The organism is Xanthomonas sp. NCPPB 1068 (assembly GCF_041479385.2).
In the GTDB taxonomy this organism is placed as follows: Bacteria; Pseudomonadota; Gammaproteobacteria; order Xanthomonadales; family Xanthomonadaceae; genus Xanthomonas; species Xanthomonas cannabis.
This window is the reverse complement of sequence record NZ_CM192986.1, coordinates 316,991-338,429: the sequence shown is the minus strand read 5'-3', so window position 1 is coordinate 338,429 and position 21,439 is coordinate 316,991. Positions and strand designations below refer to the sequence as shown.

Below are 21,439 nucleotides of genomic sequence, written 5' to 3'. Positions count from 1 at the left end.
TATTTAATAGGGTGCGATGTATAGGGCGCGATGTATCAACCGGTAGCAGGGCGCGACGACCCGCCTTATCCCACGCCCAGGCTGGCGCGCAGCTTTTCCAGATCCTGCTTGAGCTGGACCAGTTCATCCAACGAGCAGGACGACGCACACAGCACCTGCTCCGGCACGCCACCGGCCTTGCTGCGCAGCGCGCGGCCGGCATCGGTCAGCGCAATGATGACCTGGCGCTCGTCGACGGCAGCGCGCGTGCGCGTCACCAGACCGGCGGCCTGCAGCCGCTTGAGCAGCGGCGTCAGCGTGGCCGAATCCAGGTGCAGGCGCTCGCCGATCTCCGACACGCTGCGGCTGTCGGTCTGCCACAGCACCAGCATCACCAAGTACTGCGGATAGGTCAGGTCCAGCCCCTTCAGCAGGCCGCGGTAGAGCTTGTGCATCGCCAGATTGGCCGAATACAGCGCAAAGCACAGCTGGTTGTCGAGCTGCAGCAGCGCGTCTGTCCGGGCGGTGGTGGCGGCGGTGTTCATGGGTTGCACTTTACATAGCACGCTATTCAATAGCAAGCGATTTTACGTAGGCGATCATCACAGCCACGATTTGCCGTAGTCCCGCAGCGCAGCCCTCCGAGCGATAAATAATTGGGATCGCATCGCCGGCCATCGGCTGCGCGACCTTACCGCTACCCTCAAAGCGCTTCACTTCAAGGGAGGCCTCGCCCCTGGTGAAAGAGCTGCCGGCTATGACGCCGGCAGCTGCAAGAACCTGGCAGCAACGCAATCGGCGCAATGCTCCTGTGGCCTGCGCTTGTCACGCCATCAACTCACGCCCGATGCGCCGTTGCCAGGTAGTCCGCGCTCTGCATCTCGATCAGGCGCGAAGCGGTGCGCTCGAATGCGCCGGCCAGCCGCTGGCCGCCGTACAGGTCTGGCGGCGCGTCCTGCGCGGTGCAGACCAGATTGACGTGGCGGTCGTACAACTCGTCGATCAGGTTGACGAAGCGACGCGCGGCGTCTTCATTGATGCGGTCGAAGTGCGGGATGCCGCCAAGCAACACGGTGGTGAATTCGCGCGCGATCTCGATGTAGTCGCTGGGTCCGCGCGGGCCTTCGCACAGTGCGGCAAAGTCGAACCAGGCGATGCTCTTGCCACGCGCGCGCACCGGGATCTTGCGCGATTCGATTTCGATATTGCCCGCGCGCGCCTCGGCATTGCCGCTCAACTCGCCCCAACGTTGCGCAAGCCAGTCGTCGGCCTGCGCGTCCAGCGGCGCGCGGTACACCGGCGAGCGCGTCAATGCGCGCATGCGGTAATCCTCGGTGCCTTCGGCATAGAGCTCCACGCAGAACTTCTGCAGCAACCCGATCGCCGGCATGAAGCTGTCGCGCTGCAATCCGTTGGCATAGAGATTTTCCGGCGCGGTGTTGGAGGTGGTCACCAGCGTCACGCCTTCGGCGAACAGGCGCTCGAGCAGGCGCGCCAGCAACATCGCATCGCCGATGTCGGTGACGAAGAATTCGTCCAGCACCAGCACGCGCAGGTTTTCGCGCCATTGCTGGGCAATCTTGGCCAGTGGATCGCTTTGCCCGGCGTGCTCGCGCAGCTGCTCGTGCACGCCGCGCATGAAGCGGTGGAAATGGGTGCGGTACTTCTGCTTGATCGGCAGGCCGTCGTAGAACAGGTCGACCAGAAACGTCTTGCCGCGGCCGACTCCGCCCCAGAAATACAGGCCGCGCACCGGCTCGGGTTTCTTCCAGAAGGCCGAAAGCCGGTCCAGCCAGCCATCCTGCGCGCTGTCCACCAGCGCCTCGTGGATACGGTCCAGTTCCGCCAGGGCCGCCTGCTGGGCAGGGTCGGCGCGCCAGTCGCCACGTTGTACGCCGGCGGCGTAGCGCTGCGACGGGGTCATCTCACTCATTGCGTTCTCCGCGGGCCGGCTGCTGCCCTGCCCGCTCAACGGCGCATCGCCAGGCGATACGCGTGGTCCATGCCGCGGTCAGACGGCGGCCGGCAGCCAGCGCCGGACACCATGCTGGATCGCACCGCGCAGGTCGATCAATTTGCGGTGGAAGAAGTGGCTGGTGTCGGGCATGCGCACCAGCTCGGGCTGCTGCTCCAGCGTGTCCAGCCAGTCGTACACCGCCTGCGGGTCGACGATTTCGTCGGCGTCGCCCTGGATCACCAGCCACTGCGCCGGCGGCTGCATGTCGCTGAAATCCCAGCGCCCCGCCGGCGGTGCGATCGAGATCAACGCCTGCGGCGCCAGCGCTCCAGCGGCGCGCAACGACACATACGCGCCGAAGCTGAAACCGGCCAGCCACAGCGTGTCGTCCGGCCGCTGCGCGCGTACCCACTCGGCCACTGCGCGCAGGTCGTCCTGCTCGCCATCGCCATGATCGAATACACCGGCTGAAGTACCGACGCTGCGGAAATTGAAACGCACCACGGTGATGCCAAGCTCGCGCAGCGCGCGTGCGGCCATGGTGACGACCTTGTTGTGCATGCTGCCGCCCTCGGTGGAGAGCGGGTGGCAGACGATGGCGGTGACCGGTTGCACGGCCACGTCCGCGTCGGGCAGATCCACCGCGACATCGAGCGGACCGACAGGCCCGCTCAGCGTCAGCGCTGCGGATTCGGTGGGGAATGGGGGATTGGACATGGCCTCATAATAGCCGCCCCGCTGGCCGCGTTCATCGCCCTGCCTGCACACTTCGTTGCGTTGCCCATGCATTTTCTGTTGTTTGCCGTCATTTGCAGTGTCCTGGTGTCGGTGTTGTTGAAGCTCGCACCGCGTCGCGACATCGACGTCTTTCAGGCCATCACCTGGAACTACGCCACCGCCAGCGTGCTGGCCGCGGGACTGCTCGAGCCGTCGTTTGCCAGCCTGCATGCACCCGGCACGCCGTGGCTCGCGCTGCTGGGGCTGGCAGTCGCGTTGCCAGGTATTTTCCTGGTGTTGGCGCGCTCGGTGCGGGTGGCCGGAATCGTGCGTACCGATGTGGCCCAGCGGCTGTCGTTGCTGCTGTCGCTTGCAGCCGCATTCACGGTGTTCGGCGAGCACGCCGGGGTCTGGAAACTGGCAGGCCTGGGCATCGGCGTGTTGGCCATCGTCGGCATCGTGCAGCGCCCGCGCGCAGCGCCTGCTGTCGCGCCTGTGTCGGAACCGCTGGTGCAGGCACGCGCGTGGCCGTGGCTACTGGGCGTCTGGGCCGGTTTTGCGCTGATCGATGTGTTGCTCAAGACCATCGCGCTGTCGGGCACGCCCTCGCTCACTGCATTGACGCTGTGCTTTGCCCTCGCCTTTGCGCTGCTGCTGTGCGCGCAGGTGTTGCGCGTGCGACGTGGTCATCGCCTGCACCTGCCCAGCATCGCCGCCGGCTTGCTGCTGGGCGTGCTCAACTTCGGCAACATCCTGTTCTACGTGCGTGCGCATCAATACTTGGCGCATAGCCCTGCCACGGTGTTTGCGACGATGAACATCGGTGTGGTGGTGCTCGGCGCGCTGGTCGGCATGCTGGTCTTTGGCGAACGCACCACACGCTGGACCCGCGTGGGCCTGGCATTGGCGGTGGTGGCGATCGCAATGATCGCGTGGGGATCACGCTGACGCAGCGCGTCGTGGCCTTATGACGTGCACGATGGCCGTGCGCGTCATGCGTCAGCACGCCGGGCTTAGCGCTCCCAGTGCGGGAACGGGTCATCCAGCAGCTGCCAGTGTGCCGGACCCTGGCGCAGTTCCTGGTCGCTGAGCAGGCAGGCATCCAGCGCCGCGCGTGTGCGCGGCGCATCCATGTCCACGCCGATCACCGCCAGCTCCTGGCGGCGATCGCCCCACAGCGGGTGCCAGAGACGCTGCATGGCGGCATATTCGTTGGGGTCCCCCACTTCGTGCAGCTGCGGCAGCGGCGCGCTCCAGCAGTGCGTCTGTTGCCGCTGCCAGCCCATATCGGTGTAGGGCAACGGGGTGATGCTGGTTTGCTGTGGCTGGCCGATCGCCTGCGCATCCACGCGATGGCGTGCGGCAAACCAGAAGCCCGCCGCAGTGGTCTGGGTGGCGCCACCGACGCTGGACAATTCGCCCACCCAGTCCATACGGCTGGCCAGCCAGAAGAACCCCTTGCTGCGAATCACCTGCGGCAGACCGCTGCCCACCATGCGCGCGAAGCGCTGCGGGTGGAACGGCCGACGTGCGCGATACACGAAACTGCTGATGCCGTACTGCTCGGTTTCCGGGGTGTGCTGGCCGCGCAGTTCCTGCATCCAGCCCGGCGCCAGCTGCGCGCGGGTGAAGTCGAAGCGCCGGGTGTCGAGCAGCTGCTGCAAGGGCACATTGCCATGGGCCGCATCCACGATCGCCGCCTCGCGATTGAGCGCACGCAGCACCGCGCGCAGGCGTTGCAGCTGCTGCGCGTCGATGCGATCGCATTTGCTGATCACCAACACATCGGCAAATTCCACCTGCTCGCCCAGCAACTGCACCAGCCCGCGCGTGTCGTCCGGACCGGCTTGCTGGCCAAGGTCGGCCAGCGTGGCGGCCGAGCCGAAGTCCTGCAGAAAACGGCTGCCATCCACCACGGTCACCATGGTGTCCAGACGGGCGATATCCGACAGGCTGAAGCCGTCGGCGTCGCGCACGGCGAAGGTGGCCGCCACCGGCATCGGCTCGGCAATGCCGGTCGATTCGATCAGCAGGTAGTCGTAGCCGCCGTGTTCGGCCAACCGCCGCACTTCCTGCAGCAGATCGTCGCGCAGGGTGCAGCAGATGCAGCCATTGCTGAATTCCACCAGTGTCTCTTCGGTGCGCCGCAGGGCCGCGCCGCCCTCGCGCACCAGCTGCGCATCGATGTTGATCTCGCTCATGTCGTTGACGATCACCGCCACGCGCAGGCCCTCGCGGTTATGCAGGATGCGATTGAGCAAGGTGGTCTTGCCGGCGCCCAGGAAGCCGGACAGCACGGTGACGGGCAGACGCGAATCACGCTTGGGGGACAGGGACATCCTGAAGGCCTGGCTGAGATGAAGTGTTACTATATAACACTTCGCCGACAGGACACCGTAGATGCGTGCCACCGCTTCCCTGCTGGACAGCTCGGCCATCGCCTTGTCCGGGCTGTGCCTGCTGCATTGCCTTGCCCTGCCGCTGTTGGCCGCCGCGCTGCCACTGCTGGGCGCCTGGAGCCAGGCCGAATGGGTGCATGTGGTGTTTGCCACGGCGGCGGTACCGCTCAGCGGCTACGCGTTGTGGAGCACCCACCGCCGGCACGCGCTGCCGCCACTGGTGTGGGTGTTGGCGATCTGCGGGCTGACCGGGCTGGTGCTCGGCGCGAGCGGCCTGGCCGGCGGCGCCTGGGAAACACCGATCACCGTCGTCGGCAGCCTGCTGCTGGCAAGCACCCACCTGGTGAATCTGCGGCTGCGGCGCCGACACGGAAACTGCGCGCGCTAGCGGCAGGAGCGATCACCGCGCCACATCGATCCCCGCCCTGCGCTACAGCGAGAAGCCCAGCAATACCGGGTCGTGATCGGAGCTGCGCCATGGGCCGGGCAGATTGCGCTTGGCATAGCCGGCCTCGTCCATCGCATCGGCATTGATGTGCCATTCAACCGCGCCGCGCAGCTGCTTGGCCATGGCCGGGCTGAGCAACGCGTGGTCCAGGCGTCCGCTCATGCCGTCGTAGACGTAGCTGTAAGGCTGTTTCACCCCGGCTACCGCAAACGCGTCCTGCCAACCGCTGGCGCGCAGGCTGCGCATCGGCGTTTCCATCGCGTAGGCGTTGAAGTCGCCCAGCAGCACGGCCAGCCTGGTCTGCGCGCCGGTGGGGTCGGTCTGCAGCCATTGATGCAGGCGTTTGGCCGATTCGGTGCGGGTGGCGTTCCAGCAGGCCTGGCCGTCCTGCTGGTCGGCATCGGCGCCGCTGGCGGAGCCGCAGCCCTTGGATTTGAAGTGATTGGCGACCACCACGAAGGTCGCCCCGCGCGTGCTGCGGAACGCCTGCGCCAGCGGCACGCGGCTGTGGTTCTCGAACGGCCCGCCGGTCAGCGTGGCCGGCTTGCCCACCGGGGTCACCTGCGAGCTGCGATACACGATGCCGACCCGGATCGCGTCATCGCCCGGGCCGCTGCCGGTATCGACGAACTGCCAATCCTTGTCCTTGCCGGCGGCGTTGAGCGCAGCCACCAGTTGCGCCACCGCCGTATCGGCGCCGCTGCCGTCGTTTTCCAGCTCCATCAGCGCGGCCACGTCGGCGCGCAAGGGCACGATGGTGGCGACCAGCTTGGCCAGCTGCGCCTGGAACTGTTCGTGCGTGCGCGCGCCGCGCTTGGTCGGAAAGCCGCCACCGCGGCCATTGCCGTTGAAGAAATTCTCCAGGTTGAACGAGGCGATGCGCAGGTCGCCACCCACCTGTGGCGCCACTGCGGTGGGCATGGCCGGCACGGCCAGCGGCGTGAGCACCTGGATGCGGTACCGGCCGTCGTAGCGCTGATCGACGATGCCATCGACCGACTTGAGCAGGCTGCCGCTGCGCAACGCCGCATCGGCCGGCAGGTAGGACACCTGCTTGGGGCTGCGCCCGTTGCGTGCATCGTCCAGCAACACGCGGCGACGCGCGTTATCGGCCTCCACCTGGGCGAAGGCCGGGGTGCCGGCCGCCGCCACTTCGCTCGGCTGCCACAGCCGCCCACCGAACGCGGCAACCAGCTCGCCGTCGGTGTCCAGGCGATCGCTGCCGTTGAGCGTCAGCGCGGCGATGCGCACGTGTTCGCCTTCCAGCGCTTCCCAGTTGGCCGGCGGCCCGCTGAGCATGCGCACCGGCACCGGCTGGCCGCTGGCAAGCCGCTCGATACTGCTGGCCTCCAGCGTGGTCAGACTCGCGTCGCCACCTGCCGAGACCTCGCGCACCGTGCCGACGATGCGCACGCGGTCGCCCACCGCCACCTCGGCATTGCCGGCACCGGTGACGAACAGCCCGTGCGAGCGCCGCGGCTCGACGCCCGGCTGCTGCACGAACAGGCCGGCCAGGCCCGCCCGCGTGTCGGCCGTGACGATGCCTTCCACCTCGACCGCCCGGCCATCGTACGGGCTGCGGGTGTCCTCGCCCTGCACGTCGGCAATCGAGAGCCGCTGCGCGGCACCGTCGGCAGCGCTGCAAAGCAGTGGCGCCAATAGACCGGCCAGACCGAGCACAAGCAGCGGGCGATGCGACATCGAACGACTCCAGATGGGATGGATCAAACGCAAGCGCCGCCCGGAAGGCGGCGCGAGGGGTGAAGCGCGGGAACAGGCTAACAAACCGCAGTGACGTGCCGCCAGGCGTGTTCTTTACGGGACACGCGATGCGACCAGTGTGCTGCATCGACACTCCGCTGCGCTTGCCCGCACCAGGGTCTGCAGGCGACGCATCCGCTCGAGCAACGGACAACGCTGGCGATTGGCGGTGCAGGGCCGACAACGGCACACCACGCCCCGCGATTCCCCACAGCGACCTTACTTCAGATTGCCCAGCATCCAGTCCACCGTTGCACGCACCTGTTCTTCGGTCAGCGCCGGGTTGCCGCCCTTGGGCGGCATGATGCCGCCATCCGGGCCGGTGTAGCCCTCGATCGCGTGCTTGTACAAGGTGTCCTTGCCCTGGGCGATACGCGCATCCCAGTGCGAGTGGTCCAGCGTCGGCGCCTTGCCCACGCCGGTGGTGTGGCAGGCGGTGCACAGGTTGTCGAAGATGGTCTTGCCGTCGGTGGTGCCACCGTAGGCCGATTGCGATGAGGCCTTGGCCAGCGCTGCCGCCTGGGCGGCTGCCTGCGCCGCCGCACCGGTGGTGCCGGCATAGACCGCGCCGGCCGGCGCGATGCGCTGCTGCACGCGTTTGGCGGCAGTCGGCGAGACCTCGTCGGGAATGGCGCGTTGCAAATACGCTGCCAGAGCGATCAGGCCCAGGGTGATCACTACCAGTAATCCGATCACCATCGAGAATTTTTTCAGGAACTCGAGGTCGTAATTCCGCACGCGCTCACCCCTGGCTGTTGGTCGAAGACCTCTGCTAGCGCCGGAGTATAGAGCACAGTTCCTGCCAGTCTGACCAGCGTGCGTGACAGTGATTGCAGCCAATGTGCAGCGTGCCCCACCCGGATATGGGTCCTGCGCACGGGCACGCTCGCGCCTGCCGGCAAATTGCCGCAATGCCGCATGGCGCGTTGGTCTGGCCCGACGGAATTGCGTATCATTCCCATCAATCCACGGGGACGCGCCTGCCGCCTCGCCCGGTCCCGTTACCAGGAGTCGCCCCGATGAAATCCTTCCTGCTGTCCTGCCTGGCCTTGGCCAGCCTCAGTCTGTCCGCCCAGGCCCACGAAATCTGGATCGAACGCGATGGCAGCGGCCCGGTGCGCATCTTCTTCGGCGAGCCGGCGCAGGAAACGCTCGATCACGGCCAGGACGAGATCAAGCGCGTGGTCAAGCCGACCGTGTTCGGTACTGCCGGCAAGGCCGGTGCACTGCAACGCGGCAGCGAGTTCCTGACTGCACCTCTGTCTGGCGCGGGCGATGCCTGGTTGAGCGACGACAGCGTGTTCGAGCCGTGGAAGGGTGAAGCCGGCGGCTTCGAGACGGTGAGCTATTACGCCCGTGCCGGCCGCGCGACCCCGTCGGCCAAGCTGGATCTGGAACTGGTGCCCACCACCGCCAACGGCAGCACGCTCACGGTGCTGTATCGCAACAAGCCGCTGCCCAAGGCCGAGGTCACCGTGATCGACCCGCAGAAGTGGCAGAAGACGCTGACCTCCGACGCCAAGGGCCAGGTCACCCTGCCCAAGCTGCGCCCCGGTCGCCACATCCTGGTGGTGAACAACAAGGAGCCGGTCAAGCGCGAGATCGCCGGCAAGCAGGTGACGCTGGTGCACCACATCAGCACGCTGACCTTCGTCGCCGAATGAACCGGCCACCTCCAACGCTTGCCTGATGTCCAGCGCCCCGCACCTGTCGCTTCCCTGGTTCAGGCGCCCGTGGCTGGGCGTGCTGGCGCGCACGTTGGCCGCGATTGTTGGCGGTTATGCGCTGGCCAGCGCCACCAACCTGTTGCTGGCCCTGGTCCTGCCGATGCCGCGCAGTGAAGCGGTGTTGACCAGCATGCTGGTCGGCATCGTGGTATGCGCCTGCGCGCCGCTGTGGGCATTTGCCACCGCCAGCGTGTGGCGGGCCTGGGCGGGAATCGCGGTCCCGGCGGCGCTGATGTTCGCGCTGGCGGCCTGGCTGCAGCGGGGAGCGGCATGAAGCAGGGGTTTCGCCAGTCGATGGCATGGCTGCATACCTGGACCGGCCTGCTGGTCGGCTGGGTGCTGCTGCTGATCTTCATGGGCGGCACCGCCAGTTACTACCGCGATGAAATCAGCCGCTGGATGCGTCCGGAACTGCCCACCACCATGGTGAGCAGCGAGGCCGCCGTCCGCAGCGCCGAGCAGTATCTGCAGACACATGCAGCAGACGCAGTGAGCTGGAACATCACCTTGCCGGACGCGCGGACGCCGGTGGTCAGCATGTACTGGCAGAACCCGGCGCCTGCCGACGGCAAACCGGCCAGCCGCCGCGAGATGTACGGCAACGCCATCATCGACCCGGCCACCGGCAAGGAGATCGCCGCGCGCGACACGCTGGGCGGCGACTTCTTCTACCGGCTGCACTTCGACCTGCATTACCTGCCGGTGATGTGGGCACGCTACATCGTCGGGTTCTGCGCGATGTTCATGCTGGTGGCCATCATCAGCGGCGTGATCACGCACAAGAAGATCTTCAAGGACTTTTTCACGTTCCGCCCGGGCAAGGGCCTGCGCTCGTGGCTGGACTTCCATAACGTCAGCGCAGTGACCGCGCTGCCATACCACGCGATGATCACCTATACCGGCATCGTGACCTTGATGTTCATGTACCTGCCGTGGGGCATCAAGGCACGCTACGCCAGCGACGAGATGCGCTTTTACGACGAGTCGGCCAACCGCGTGGCCGACACCCGGCAGGCGGCCGGCACGCCGGCGCACATGCTGCCGCTGGAACAGTTTGTGGTGCGCGCCCGCAGCGACCTGCGCGGGGGCGAGATCGGCAACGTGGCGGTGTCGCTGCCCAACGATGCGCATGCGGCAGTCGGCGTCAGCCAACTGGCCGCGCAGCTGTCCAGCACCGCGCCCTCCATCCTGTACGACGGCCTCACCGGCGCGCGCCTGCAGCGCAGCGGCGTGCCCGGTGGCGCGAGCGAAACACGCGGGGTGATGGTGGGGCTGCACATCGCGCATTTTGCCGGTCCGTGGCTGCGCGTGCTGTTTTTCGCTTCCGGCCTGCTTGGCTGCCTGATGGTGGCCAGCGGCGTAGTGATGTGGGCGGTGAAGGAACGCCCCAAGCACCTGAAGGCCGGACGCATCGGGTTTGGACTGCGCCTGGTGGACGCGCTCAACATCGGCACCGTGGCCGGGCTGCCGATCGCCTTTGCCAGCTTCTTCTGGGCAAACCGGCTGTTGCCGGTGGTGCTGGAAGCGCGCGCAGCGATGGAAGCGAACCTGTTCTTTGCCGCCTGGGCCAGCGCGTTGTTGGCTGCGTTCGTCTGGCCGCGCCGCGCGATGTGGAGCTGGCAGCTGTACCTGGGCGGCACCCTGTTTGCGCTGGTGCCGCTGCTCAACGCGATCACCACCGATGTGCATCTGGGCGTGACGCTGCCGGCCGCCCAATGGATGCTGGCCGGCGTCGATCTGGTCTGCCTGGGCCTGGGTATCTGCCTGGGCATTGCCGGCTGGCGCTTGCAGCACTGGAAAGCGCCGCAATCCGCGGCTGCCCGACGTGCGCGTGCCACGGTCGCCGCCCCGGCGCAAAACGGCGTACCGCTGCAGGAAAGTGCATGAGCGTGATGCTGTTGCTGGCGTTGAATTTTTCCGGCTTCGCGGCGCTGTGCCTGGCGATGGAAAAACACCAGCACGAGCTGCGTGGCCGCAGCCTGGGCACTGCGCGCACGCGGCAGTTGCGCAGCATCGGCTGGCTGTTGCTGCTGCTCACCTTTGGCCTGGCGGTCCGCGCGCAGGGGTGGGGCATCGGCCCGGTACTGTGGCTGGGAACGCTGACTGCCGCCGCGGCGGTGCTGGCACTGTGGCTGCTGCCCTATCGGCGTGGCGCCGTGCTGCCGGCCGCCATCGCCGTGCCGGTGCTGGCTGGCGCCGCGCACCTGCTGATGGGCTGAGACCGCGGCGGATCATGGCGGCGGATCGCCCCAGCTGCGGCCATCGCGTGGCAGCCGGCCATCGTCGAGCACCCGCAGCATCTGCTCGGGCTGCAGCATGTCCAGGAACAGCACCACGTTGACCCCGTCCGGCGCTGCCAGGCTGGGAAAGATCACCCCGGGAATCTGCGCCTCACGCAGCAGGTCGCCGAGCACCCAGCTCACCGGCTCGACCTTGGTGACCAGGGCCTTGCGCCAGTCGTCGGTCCAGTCGGCCCAGAGCGCGTCCCAGCTGGCATCGAGCAGGCGCAGATCGGCCAGCGCCGGCAACTCGGCCGCGTAGCTGACCAGCGTGAACGGCGGCAGGAACGGGGCGGCCTGTGCGTATTCGGCCGCCGCCGTGTCCAGTTGCAGCGACAGGTACAGCGCCGGCTGACCGAAACGATTGAAGCGCCCGCCCGAGCGCGCCGCACCGGCACCACTCAGGGGTTCGGCGGCCCAGCGCGGAGTGAAGGCGCGATACAGCGTGCAGTGCGCCGGAGCGCTCAGCTTCAACCGGCTGCCCCCGAGGCGACGGTACGCAGATAGGTCAACGCATCGTCGGTGCGTCCCTGCTTGACCACCTCCAGCAGGGTGGCGAACTCGAAGACGGGGATCGGGGTGTTTTTCAGATGGAACACCACCTGGTGTTCGTCCGGCTGGATCTGCGCCATCGCCACCAGCAGCCGCGAGAGATTGCGCAACACCTCCTGCACGCGCGGGCTTTCCGGATGCACGCGCAGGCTGTTGCGATGCACGCCGGCCAGCTCGGCCAGCTCCTGCTGCGACAGCTCCAGCAGGCCGGCCATGGCTGCCGGCGAAAGAATGGTGCGGTCGGGCGCGCGCAACCGCTCGGTCAGGGAGAGGGGATTGAGGACGGCGACCATGGGTGTGCTCGGGCAGGTGACGTGCACAGTATATGCACAGCAATCAGCATCCATCCAGCACGGCGTGATGCACGGTCAGCGCAGTGTCAGACCTGCCTGGTCGCCCCCACCGCGCGCAGGCAGAAGCCGCTGATCGCTTCCACCAGCTGTTCGCCTTGCTGCGGGTCGCCGCGACTGGGCGCGATCGGCCCGACCAGGGCCTCGGTGAAGGCGCCGACGATGCAGGCCGCTGCGGCATCCAGTGACTGTTCGGGAAATTCTCCGGCGGCCACGCCTTCGGCCAACAACTGCCGGAACACTTCGCCGAACAGGCGACGGCCGCGGATGCGCTCGGCATCCACTTCGCCTTCCACCGGCTCGGCGATGAAGGCGTATGCCAGCGCCGGACCGGCCAGCGCGCGTCGCACGAAAGTGGCGATGGCGGTGCGCAGGCGCTCGGCCGCACTGGCATCGGTGGTGGCAATGGCGCGCAGGATGGTCATCTCACGCTGCACCGCCGCGTTTAAAACTTCCACGAAAAGCTCGGCTTTGGACGGGAAATGCCGATAAATCTGCCCGGTTGACACGCCAGCGGCTGCCGCCACCGCGGTGATCGGGGCATTGCGGTAGCCGCCCTCGGCGATCAGCGCGCGGGCCGCGTGCAGGATGCGTTCGCGGTTGCCGGCCAGGCGTTCTTCCATCAGGGCGGAGCGTCGATAAGCCATGGTGTGATTCTGGGTTCAATAGTTGAATTCTAGTTCACTTTTTTTCCGGGGACGGCTAGGCTGCCTGCTTACGCCGCGCGGCCCGCCCGCCCCCACCCGGCACGTCCCGATCCCTGTGGAGTTGCTCCATGCATGTGCCGTCCTTGAATTTCGAGCTTGGCGAAGAGATCGATCTGCTGCGCGAAAGCGTTGCGGCGTTCGCCAGCCACCATATCGCCCCGCTCGCCGCGGCGGCCGATCACGACAATGTCTTTCCGTCGCAACTGTGGCGCCTGTTCGGTGAGCAAGGCCTGCTGGGGCTGACCGTGGAAGAAGAATACGGCGGCAGCGGCATGGGCTACCTGGCGCATGTGGTGGCGATGGAAGAAATCTCCCGCGCCGGTGGCGCCATCGGGCTCTCGTACGGGGCGCATTCCAACCTGTGCCTCAACCAGCTGCGCAAGAACGCAACGCCCGGGCAGAAGCAGCGTTATCTGCCCAAGCTGTGCACGGGCGAGCATGTGGGCGCGCTGGCGATGAGCGAGGCCGGCTCCGGCTCGGACGTGGTGTCGATGAAGCTGCGAGCGGACGCGCGCGGCGACCGCTACGTGCTCAACGGCAACAAGATGTGGATCACCAACGGTCCCGATGCCGACGTGCTGGTGGTCTACGCCAAGACCGACCCGGACGCCGGCGCGCGCGGCATCACCGCCTTCATCGTCGAAAAGGGCATGCCGGGGTTTTCCACCGCACAGAAGCTCGACAAGCTGGGCATGCGCGGCTCCAACACCTGCGAGCTGGTGTTCACCGATTGCGAAGTGCCGGCCGAGAACGTGCTCGGCACCCTCAACGGTGGCGTGCGCGTGCTGATGTCCGGGCTGGATTTCGAACGCGTGGTGCTGGCCGGCGGGCCACTGGGGCTGATGGCCGCAGCCATGGACGTGGTGTTGCCGTACGTGCACGAGCGCAAGCAGTTTGGCGAGCCGATCGGCACCTTCCAGTTGATGCAGGCCAAGCTGGCCGACATGTATGTGGGACTCAATGCCTGCCGCGCGTACGTGTATGCGGTGGCACGTGCCTGCGATGCCGGGCGCACCACGCGCCAGGACGCGGCCGGCGCCATCCTGTATGCCGCCGAGAAGGCCACCTGGCTGACCGGCCAGGCGATCCAGGTGCTGGGCGGCAATGGCTACATCAACGACTACCCCACCGGACGCTTGTGGCGCGATGCCAAGTTGTACGAGATTGGCGCGGGGACCTCGGAGATCCGGCGCATGCTGATCGGCCGCGAACTGTTCGAACGCACCGCCTGACGGAGCCCTCATGAGCGTGATCACCAGCCAGCTGCAGATCAGCGGCGAGAGTTTTCAGGCCAACGCCGCGGCAATGCGCGTGGTGGTCGATGATTTGCGCCGCACCCTGGCGCAGACCGCGCTTGGCGGCAACGACGCGGCGCGGGCAAAGCACACCGCACGGGGCAAGCTGCTGGTACGCGACCGGATCGATGCGCTGCTGGATCCGGGCAGCGCCCTGCTGGAGATCGCACCGCTCGCCGCGCACGGCATGTACGACGACCAGGTGCCGTGTGCCGGTGTGGTGGCCGGTATCGGCCGCGTGTCTGGCGTTGAATGCGTGATCGTGGCCAACGATGCCACCGTCAAGGGCGGCACCTACTACCCGATGACGGTGAAGAAGCATCTGCGCGCGCAGGACATCGCGCAGCAGAACCGCTTGCCATGCATCTATCTGGTCGATTCCGGCGGCGCGTTCTTGCCGCTGCAGGATGAAGTATTCCCCGATCGCGACCACTTCGGGCGCATCTTCTACAACCAGGCCAACCTGTCGGCCAACGGCATTCCGCAGATCGCCTGCGTGATGGGCTCCTGCACGGCCGGCGGTGCGTACGTGCCGGCGATGAGCGATGAGACGGTAATCGTGCGCGAGCAGGGCACCATCTTTCTCGGCGGCCCGCCGTTGGTGAAAGCGGCCACCGGCGAAGAAGTCACTGCCGAGGCGCTTGGCGGTGCCGATGTGCATACGCGCATCTCCGGGGTGGCCGATCATTTTGCCGACAACGATCTGCAGGCACTGGCACGCGTCCGCGCCATCATCGCGCAGCTCAACTGGCGCAAACCGCCTGCTTCCCTGGCACTGCAAACGCCGGTGCCGCCGCGGTATGCCGCCGACGAGCTGTATGGCGTGATTCCTGCCGACACGCGCAAGCCGTTCGACGTGCGCGAAGTGATCGCGCGCATCGTCGACGACTCACGCCTGGACGAATTCAAGCCGCGCTATGGCAGCACCCTGGTGACCGGCTTTGCGCATCTGCATGGCTACCCGGTGGGCATCATCGCCAACAACGGCATCCTGTTTTCCGAGTCCGCGCTCAAGGGCGCGCACTTCATCGAGCTGTGCACACAACGCGGCATTCCGCTGGTGTTCCTGCAGAACATCACCGGCTTCATGGTCGGGCGCAAGTACGAACACGGTGGCATCGCCAAGGACGGCGCCAAGCTGGTGATGGCGGTGGCCTGCGCCAAGGTACCCAAGTTCACCGTGGTGATCGGCGGCTCGTTCGGTGCCGGCAACTACGGCATGTGCGGCCGCGCGTATTCGCCGAACTTTCTGTGGATGTGGCCGAACGCGCGCATTGGCGTCATGGGCGGCGAGCAGGCCGCCAGCGTGTTGGCGACGGTGCGCCGCGACGGCATCGAGGCCAAGGGCGGGACATGGTCGGGCGAAGAAGAAGACGCGTTCAAGGCGCCGATCCGCGCGCAGTTCGAACAGCAAGGCCACCCCTACTACGCCAGCGCACGCCTGTGGGACGACGGCATCATCGACCCGGCCGATACCCGGCGCGTACTGGGCCTGGGCTTGTCGGCGGCGTTGAATGCGCCGATCGAACCGACGCGCTTTGGCGTGTTCCGGATGTGAGCACGACCGTTGGCCAGCGTTGCATGTGCCGGCGCATGCGTCTACGTGCGCTGCGTTCAGACACAGCACAACCCCTGCCGGCAGCATGGAACACAGACATCGCAATGGCTGAGCGCAGCACGACATCCACCCGCGCTCATGCGCGCGACCACCGCCACGATGGCGATGTGCAGAGACCGACCCGATGACACAGCACGACCCCGTGGCCACCGCCGCGCAACGCCCCTTCGACAAGATCCTGATCGCCAATCGCGGCGAGATCGCCTGCCGGGTGATCGCCACCTGTCGCACGCTCGGCATCGCCACGGTGGCCGTGTATTCGGATGCCGATCGTGATGCGCGGCATGTGCGCCTGGCCGATGAAGCGGTGCATCTGGGTCCGGCGCCTGCGCAGCAGAGTTATCTGCGTGGCGAAGCGATCCTGGAGGCAGCGCGCCTCACCGGTGCGCAGGCGATCCATCCGGGCTACGGATTCCTCTCGGAAAACGCGGTCTTTGCCGACGCCTGCGCGCAGGCCGGCATCGTGTTCATCGGCCCCCCGGCCGCTGCGATCCGCGCGATGGGCGACAAGAGCGCGGCCAAGGCATTGATGCAACGCGCCGGCGTGCCGCTGACGCCGGGCTACCACGGCGACGAACAGGCACCGGCGTTCCTGCGTGCGCAGGCCGATGCGATTGGCTACCCGGTGCTGATCAAGGCCAGCGCCGGTGGTGGTGGCAAGGGCATGCGCCGGGTCGATGCCAGCGCCGCATTCGAGGATGCGTTGGCCAGCTGCCAGCGCGAAGCGCAGTCGGCGTTCGGCAATGCCCATGTGCTGGTGGAAAAATATGTCGAGCGCCCGCGCCATATCGAGATCCAGGTCTTCGGCGATACCCATGGCGAGGTGGTGTACCTGTTCGAGCGCGACTGCTCGGTACAGCGCCGCCATCAAAAGGTATTGGAAGAAGCGCCCGCGCCCGGCATGACCGAGGAGCGCCGCGCAGCGATGGGCAAGGCAGCGGTCGATGCCGCACGCGCCGTGGGCTACGTGGGCGCGGGAACGGTGGAATTCATCGCCGGGCCGGAGGGCGATTTCTATTTCATGGAAATGAACACCCGGCTGCAGGTGGAGCACCCGGTGACCGAATTGATCACCGGTACCGATCTGGTCGAGTGGCAACTGCAGGTTGCCGCAGGCGCACCGCTGCCGCGCCGCCAGCACGAGTTGCGCATCCACGGGCATGCGCTGGAAGCGCGCCTGTATGCCGAAGATGCCGAGCGCGGCTTCCTGCCCTCCACGGGTACCTTGCGCCAGCTGCAGTTGCCTGTCGCCAGCGCGCACGTGCGCATCGATGCGGGCGTGGAGCAAGGCGACAGCATCAGCCCCTACTACGACCCGATGATCGCCAAGCTCATCGCCTGGGATGTCGACCGCCCTGCGGCACTGGCACGCATGCAGGCTGCGCTGACACAGGTTCATGCGGTAGGCGTCACCACCAATAGCGCATTTCTGGCACGCCTGATCCGCACCCACGCGTTCGCATCGGCCGATCTGGATACCGGGCTGATCGAGCGCGAACACGCTGCGCTGTTTGCCGACGCCACCGTCCCCGAGAATGCCTGGTGGTGCCTGGCTGCGGTCACGATCGCCGAGGCAGCGCTGCAGCCTGCGCCGGATCCTGCCGATCCGTTCTCGCCATGGCAGACCGCCGACGGCTGGCGGATCGGCGCACATGCGGCGCGTAGCGTGCAGCTGGAGGCAGCGGGCGAACATCGCACGCTGGGCGTGCGGCGGCTCACCGATGGCTGGCAGGTCACCCATGCCGGCCAGACGCATCACCTGCGCCACCACTCCCACGACCATGACGTACGCGTGGACATGGATGGCCGGCAGTGGCGTGCGCGGCTTCTGCGCGACGGCAATACGGTGACCGTGATCGGCTCCACGCAGCGCGCGATGTTTCGCCACCACGATGCGCTGGAGAACGCGGACCAGCCCGCGCACGAGGCCGGCGGCCTGACGGCGCCGATGCCCGGGCGCATCGTGTCGCTGGCGGCGGCGGTGGGCCAGCCGGTCACCCGCGGGCAGGCGCTGGTGGTGCTGGAAGCGATGAAGATGGAGCACACCCTGCACGCGCCCGGCGACGGAATGGTCAAGGCCTACCTGGTGGCCGAGGGCGATCTGGTGGCCGACGGTGTCGCCCTGGTGGAATTTGTGTCCGCATCTGCGTAGTGCCGCATGGGAGCGTGACCAACGGCACGTCCGCTCGCGCAGGCGCTGCCCCTAGCGTGGGCACTCGGCCGGACTGGCCGTCTACCCACCGGAGGCTTCATGCAACGTTTGCTCCTTGCTTCCAGCATGCTGCTGGCGCTGTCTGCCTGCAGCGACAAGACCGCTCCCGCACCCGACAAGGCCACACCGCCAGCATCCGCCGCAGCGGCAGCGCCCACGGCGCCCCCTGAACTGATCACCCGCGAGGCGCTGTTCGGCAATCCCGAGCGCGCCAATGTCAGCATCAGCCCGGACGGCAAGTATCTCAGTTGGGTCGCACCGCTGGATGGTGTACTCAATGTCTGGGTGGCGCCAGTGGATGCACCCGACCAGGCGCGCGCCATCACCAAGGACACTGCGCGCGGCATCCGCTCCTATTTCTGGACCTACCAATCCAACACGCTGCTGTATCTGCGCGACACCGGCGGCGATGAAGACTTCCATCTGTTCTCGGTCAACCTGACCGATGGCAGCAGCAAGGACCTGACCCCGTTCAAGAAGACCAATGCCGAGGTGTACCGCGTCAGCGCGCAGCATCCGGACACCATCATGGTCGGCATGAACGACCGCGACGCCAAGTGGCACGACCTGTACCGCGTGGAGCTGGCCTCGGGCAAGCGCACCCTGGTGCAGAAGAACACCGACAGCCTGGACTCCTATCTGCTGGATGGAAACTTCCAGCTGCGTTACGCCACGCGTGCCACCGACGACGCCGGCCGGGAACTGCTGGTGCCCGATGGCAAGGGCTGGAAGCCTGTGGACCGCATTCCATTCGAAGATGTCACCAACACCTTGCCCGACGGGCTGACCGACGACGGCAAGACGCTCTACATGCAGGATTCGCGCAATCGCGATACCGCCGCCCTGTACGCCATCGACACCGCCAGCAACGCACGCACACTGTTGTTCGAAAGCCCGCGCGCCGACGTCGGTGCCACCTTGAACGACCCCAGGACCGGCGTGGTGCAGGCGGTATCGACCGACTACCTGCGCGAAGAGTGGAAGGCGTTGGATACCGGCATTGCGGCAGACCTGCAGAAACTCAAATCCCTGGGCGCAGGCGATGCCAGCGTTGCCGCACGTACGCTCGACGACCGCATCTGGATCGTCGGCTATTCGGCAGCAGAAACGCCACTGACTTACTACCGCTACGATCGCGCCGATGGCGGCAAGCTGACCAAGCTGTTCTCCGCACGGCCTGCGCTGGAGGGCAAGCCGCTGGTACCGATGTGGCCGCAGGAACTGACTGCACGCGATGGCCTCAAGTTGGTCAGCTACCTCACCCTGCCCGCTGAAGCCGACGCCAATCACGACGGCAAGGCCGACAAGCCGGTACCGCTGGTGCTGTTCGTGCACGGCGGCCCGTGGGCACGCGACAGCTACGGCTATGGCCCCTACGAGCAATGGCTGGCCAACCGCGGCTATGCGGTGCTGTCGGTGAACTTCCGCGGCTCCACCGGCTTCGGCAAGGCATTCACCAATGCCGGCAACGGCGAGTGGGCCGCCAAGATGCACGACGATCTGCTCGATGCGGTGCAGTGGGCGGTCAAGCAAGGCGTCACCAAGCCCGAGGATGTCGCCATCATGGGCGGCAGCTACGGCGGCTACGCCACCCTGGTGGGCATGACCTTCACCCCGGACGCCTTCAAGTGCGGCGTGGATATCGTCGGCCCCGCCAACCTCAACACCCTGCTCGGCACCGTGCCGCCGTACTGGGCCAGCTTCTATAAGCAGTTGACCCGCCGCATGGGCGACCCGGCCACCGAGGCCGGCAAGCAATGGCTGACCGAACGCTCCCCACTCACCCATGTCGACAAGATCAGCAAACCGCTGTTGATCGGCCAGGGTGCCAACGACCCACGCGTCAAGCAGGCCGAAAGCGACCAGATCGTCAACGCGATGAAGGCCAAGAACATCCCGGTCACCTACGTGCTGTTCCCCGACGAAGGCCACGGCTTCCGTCGCCCCGAGAACAGCAAGGCCTTCAACGCAGTGACCGAAGGCTTCCTGAGCCAGTGCCTGGGCGGCCGCGCGCAACCGATCGGCGCAGACTTCGACGGCTCCAGCATCACCGTCCCGGAGGGCGCAGACAAGATCAACGGCCTGCCCGATGCGTTGAAGACACATACGCAGGCGATTCGGCAGTAGGGTGCACGTGGCGGCATCGGCCACAACATCGGCGTAACCGGCGACCTCCAGTCGCCGGTTCATCGCTCCAGCAATTCAACCGGCTGATGCAAGTGCAAGTTTCACAGTCGATCGCCCCGTAGGAACATCTGCAGGTGCGCAACACTGCAGCGACGCGTCGAAGGCAGATGACGCCGGATTGTCGGGGCGCTGCACCGGCGCGGTCGTGCGTCCATCGCTGCCCACGCGTCATCGCTGACCGGCGTCCGGTGTCACCGCTGCGCGGCGCTTGCGCACTCAGCTAGCATGCAGAATTCCTTACCGGAGACCTGACATGTCGCCATTGCTTCGCTTAGCGACCGCATTGTCGCTTGCCGTTTCGCTCGGTTCGGCTACGGCCGCGACGCCAGTGCCAGACCTGCAGTTGTGGCAGCTCTATCAGCAGAGTCTGCGGCAGGCCAAATATATCGATCTGACCCATGCCTTCTCCCCGACACAGCCGGTCTGGCCCGGCTTCGCGCCAGCCAAGTTCAAGCCTGCAGTGGCGGGCAAAACCTTGCCCGGGTTTGCCGCCCAAGGCGAACAATTCCGCTATGACGCACACGGCTTCGTCGCCACCGCCTATGAACTGAGCACCGACCAGTACGGCACGCAGCTGGATCCACCGGCCCACTGGAATCCCAGAGGCGCCACCATCAGCGACCTCCCTGCCACCTACGCGGTACGCCCGCTGGTGGTCATCGATATCCACGAAAAAGTCGAAAAAGACCCCGGCTACCACGCCAGCGTCGCCGACGTCACCGCCTGGGAGCGAATCTATGGGCCTATTCCGGAGGGCTCGGTGGTGATGTTCCGCTCCGACTGGTACAAGCGCTGGAACCAGACCCAGCGCTTCGCCGAAAAACCTTTCCCCGGTGTCAGACTGGCCGCGTTGAAATATCTGCATCTGCAGCGGCACATCCTGTTCCACGGCCATGAACCGCTGGATACCGATACGACCGACACCCTAGAAGGCGAACAGTGGCTGCTCCACCACAACTTTGCCCAGGCCGAAGGCGTGGCACATCTCGATCAGGTGCCACCGTCCGGCGCCCTGATCGCTATTGGCTTTGCAAAACCCGAAGGCGGCACCGGCGGCTTCGCCCGCTACATCGCCATCGCTCCACCCAACTGGTCTCACGGGGTGTCGGTGGATGATGTTCCGGGTGCGCCACTGGCGGAGCACGCCCATCCGCTGATTCGCGACGTCGATGGCGTCATGCGCGAGCATCCCTAGCCAATCGCCGGGGCAAAGCCGTCACCATCCATAGCGAAGAGCAACTCTTTACTGGG

At 66.6% G+C, this 21,439-nt stretch carries 20 protein-coding genes; 11 read left to right on the top strand and 9 right to left on the bottom strand.

Annotation, left to right across the window (positions count from 1 at the left end):
* Nucleotides 1–65: 65 nt before the first annotated feature.
* The 3 genes from ACCQ12_RS01480 to ACCQ12_RS01470 all read right to left on the bottom strand — a co-directional run bounded on the left by ACCQ12_RS01480 (nucleotide 66) and on the right by ACCQ12_RS01470 (nucleotide 2,653).
* The gene (locus tag ACCQ12_RS01480; protein WP_184440856.1) at nucleotides 66–524 is read right to left on the bottom strand and encodes a MarR family winged helix-turn-helix transcriptional regulator; all 459 of its coding nucleotides are present in this window, start codon (nucleotides 522–524) and stop codon (nucleotides 66–68) included.
* Nucleotides 525–817: 293 nt separating this feature from the next.
* Nucleotides 818–1,912: a cell division protein ZapE gene (gene zapE / locus ACCQ12_RS01475; protein WP_372382768.1), complete on the bottom strand. Its 1,095-nt coding sequence runs from the start codon at nucleotides 1,910–1,912 to the stop codon at nucleotides 818–820.
* A gap of 78 nt (nucleotides 1,913–1,990) precedes the next feature.
* Nucleotides 1,991–2,653 (bottom strand): alpha/beta hydrolase, encoded by a 663-nt coding sequence (locus ACCQ12_RS01470; protein ID WP_039412159.1) that lies wholly within the window; start codon nucleotides 2,651–2,653, stop codon nucleotides 1,991–1,993.
* A 66-nt stretch (nucleotides 2,654–2,719) separates the two neighbouring features.
* Here ACCQ12_RS01470 and ACCQ12_RS01465 point away from each other — a divergent pair, with 66 nt between their 5' ends.
* The gene (locus ACCQ12_RS01465) at nucleotides 2,720–3,601 is read left to right on the top strand and encodes an EamA/RhaT family transporter (protein WP_372382767.1); all 882 of its coding nucleotides are present in this window, start codon (nucleotides 2,720–2,722) and stop codon (nucleotides 3,599–3,601) included.
* Between the two features lie 65 nt (nucleotides 3,602–3,666).
* Here the strand turns inward: ACCQ12_RS01465 and ACCQ12_RS01460 are convergent, their stop codons facing one another.
* The gene (locus tag ACCQ12_RS01460; protein WP_372382766.1) at nucleotides 3,667–4,992 is read right to left on the bottom strand and encodes a GTP-binding protein; all 1,326 of its coding nucleotides are present in this window, start codon (nucleotides 4,990–4,992) and stop codon (nucleotides 3,667–3,669) included.
* A gap of 61 nt (nucleotides 4,993–5,053) precedes the next feature.
* Here ACCQ12_RS01460 and ACCQ12_RS01455 point away from each other — a divergent pair, with 61 nt between their 5' ends.
* Nucleotides 5,054–5,440 carry a MerC domain-containing protein gene (locus ACCQ12_RS01455; protein WP_372382765.1) on the top strand — a complete coding sequence of 129 codons (387 nt, stop codon included), beginning with the start codon at nucleotides 5,054–5,056 and terminating at the stop codon, nucleotides 5,438–5,440.
* A gap of 42 nt (nucleotides 5,441–5,482) precedes the next feature.
* On the opposite strand, the gene ACCQ12_RS01450 is transcribed toward ACCQ12_RS01455, so the two are convergent.
* On the bottom strand, nucleotides 5,483–7,201 hold the full coding sequence (locus tag ACCQ12_RS01450; RefSeq protein WP_372382764.1) for an ExeM/NucH family extracellular endonuclease: 1,719 nt from the start codon (nucleotides 7,199–7,201) through the stop codon (nucleotides 5,483–5,485).
* Nucleotides 7,202–7,480: 279 nt separating this feature from the next.
* Nucleotides 7,481–7,999 carry a c-type cytochrome gene (locus ACCQ12_RS01445; RefSeq protein WP_039412147.1) on the bottom strand — a complete coding sequence of 173 codons (519 nt, stop codon included), beginning with the start codon at nucleotides 7,997–7,999 and terminating at the stop codon, nucleotides 7,481–7,483.
* Nucleotides 8,000–8,280: 281 nt separating this feature from the next.
* On the opposite strand from ACCQ12_RS01445, the gene ACCQ12_RS01440 reads away from it, so the two are divergent.
* Genes ACCQ12_RS01440 through ACCQ12_RS01425 form a run of 4 tightly spaced genes read left to right on the top strand, consistent with a single transcriptional unit; the run spans nucleotide 8,281 to nucleotide 11,207 of the window.
* Nucleotides 8,281–8,925, top strand: a complete 645-nt coding sequence (locus ACCQ12_RS01440; protein ID WP_104580203.1) for a hypothetical protein — start codon at nucleotides 8,281–8,283, stop codon at nucleotides 8,923–8,925.
* A gap of 25 nt (nucleotides 8,926–8,950) precedes the next feature.
* Nucleotides 8,951–9,262 (top strand): DUF3649 domain-containing protein, encoded by a 312-nt coding sequence (locus ACCQ12_RS01435; protein ID WP_047694447.1) that lies wholly within the window; start codon nucleotides 8,951–8,953, stop codon nucleotides 9,260–9,262.
* Nucleotides 9,259–10,875, top strand: coding sequence for a PepSY-associated TM helix domain-containing protein (locus ACCQ12_RS01430; RefSeq protein WP_372382763.1), 1,617 nt, complete (start codon nucleotides 9,259–9,261; stop codon nucleotides 10,873–10,875). The genes ACCQ12_RS01435 and ACCQ12_RS01430 overlap by 4 nt, the downstream gene beginning before the upstream one ends.
* Nucleotides 10,872–11,207: a DUF3325 domain-containing protein gene (locus tag ACCQ12_RS01425; RefSeq protein ID WP_372382762.1), complete on the top strand. Its 336-nt coding sequence runs from the start codon at nucleotides 10,872–10,874 to the stop codon at nucleotides 11,205–11,207. Before ACCQ12_RS01430 ends, ACCQ12_RS01425 begins: the two co-directional genes overlap by 4 nt.
* A gap of 12 nt (nucleotides 11,208–11,219) precedes the next feature.
* Here the strand turns inward: ACCQ12_RS01425 and ACCQ12_RS01420 are convergent, their stop codons facing one another.
* The 3 genes from ACCQ12_RS01420 to ACCQ12_RS01410 form a co-directional block, all read right to left on the bottom strand.
* On the bottom strand, nucleotides 11,220–11,741 hold the full coding sequence (locus tag ACCQ12_RS01420; protein ID WP_184553546.1) for an RES family NAD+ phosphorylase: 522 nt from the start codon (nucleotides 11,739–11,741) through the stop codon (nucleotides 11,220–11,222).
* Nucleotides 11,738–12,112, bottom strand: coding sequence for a hypothetical protein (locus ACCQ12_RS01415; protein WP_039406735.1), 375 nt, complete (start codon nucleotides 12,110–12,112; stop codon nucleotides 11,738–11,740). Before ACCQ12_RS01415 ends, ACCQ12_RS01420 begins: the two co-directional genes overlap by 4 nt.
* 86 nt (nucleotides 12,113–12,198) lie before the next feature.
* On the bottom strand, nucleotides 12,199–12,816 hold the full coding sequence (locus ACCQ12_RS01410; protein WP_068838512.1) for a TetR/AcrR family transcriptional regulator: 618 nt from the start codon (nucleotides 12,814–12,816) through the stop codon (nucleotides 12,199–12,201).
* Nucleotides 12,817–12,944: 128 nt separating this feature from the next.
* Here ACCQ12_RS01410 and ACCQ12_RS01405 point away from each other — a divergent pair, with 128 nt between their 5' ends.
* The 5 genes from ACCQ12_RS01405 to ACCQ12_RS01385 all read left to right on the top strand — a co-directional run bounded on the left by ACCQ12_RS01405 (nucleotide 12,945) and on the right by ACCQ12_RS01385 (nucleotide 21,383).
* Nucleotides 12,945–14,108 (top strand): isovaleryl-CoA dehydrogenase, encoded by a 1,164-nt coding sequence (locus ACCQ12_RS01405; RefSeq protein WP_039406742.1) that lies wholly within the window; start codon nucleotides 12,945–12,947, stop codon nucleotides 14,106–14,108.
* Between the two features lie 10 nt (nucleotides 14,109–14,118).
* Nucleotides 14,119–15,729 carry a carboxyl transferase domain-containing protein gene (locus ACCQ12_RS01400; RefSeq protein WP_372382761.1) on the top strand — a complete coding sequence of 537 codons (1,611 nt, stop codon included), beginning with the start codon at nucleotides 14,119–14,121 and terminating at the stop codon, nucleotides 15,727–15,729.
* Nucleotides 15,730–15,913: 184 nt separating this feature from the next.
* The gene (locus ACCQ12_RS01395; protein WP_372382760.1) at nucleotides 15,914–17,941 is read left to right on the top strand and encodes an acetyl/propionyl/methylcrotonyl-CoA carboxylase subunit alpha; all 2,028 of its coding nucleotides are present in this window, start codon (nucleotides 15,914–15,916) and stop codon (nucleotides 17,939–17,941) included.
* A gap of 99 nt (nucleotides 17,942–18,040) precedes the next feature.
* On the top strand, nucleotides 18,041–20,128 hold the full coding sequence (locus ACCQ12_RS01390) for a S9 family peptidase (protein WP_372382759.1): 2,088 nt from the start codon (nucleotides 18,041–18,043) through the stop codon (nucleotides 20,126–20,128).
* 313 nt (nucleotides 20,129–20,441) lie between these two features.
* Nucleotides 20,442–21,383: a cyclase family protein gene (locus tag ACCQ12_RS01385; RefSeq protein ID WP_372382758.1), complete on the top strand. Its 942-nt coding sequence runs from the start codon at nucleotides 20,442–20,444 to the stop codon at nucleotides 21,381–21,383.
* The last annotated feature ends 56 nt before the right edge of the window (nucleotides 21,384–21,439 follow it).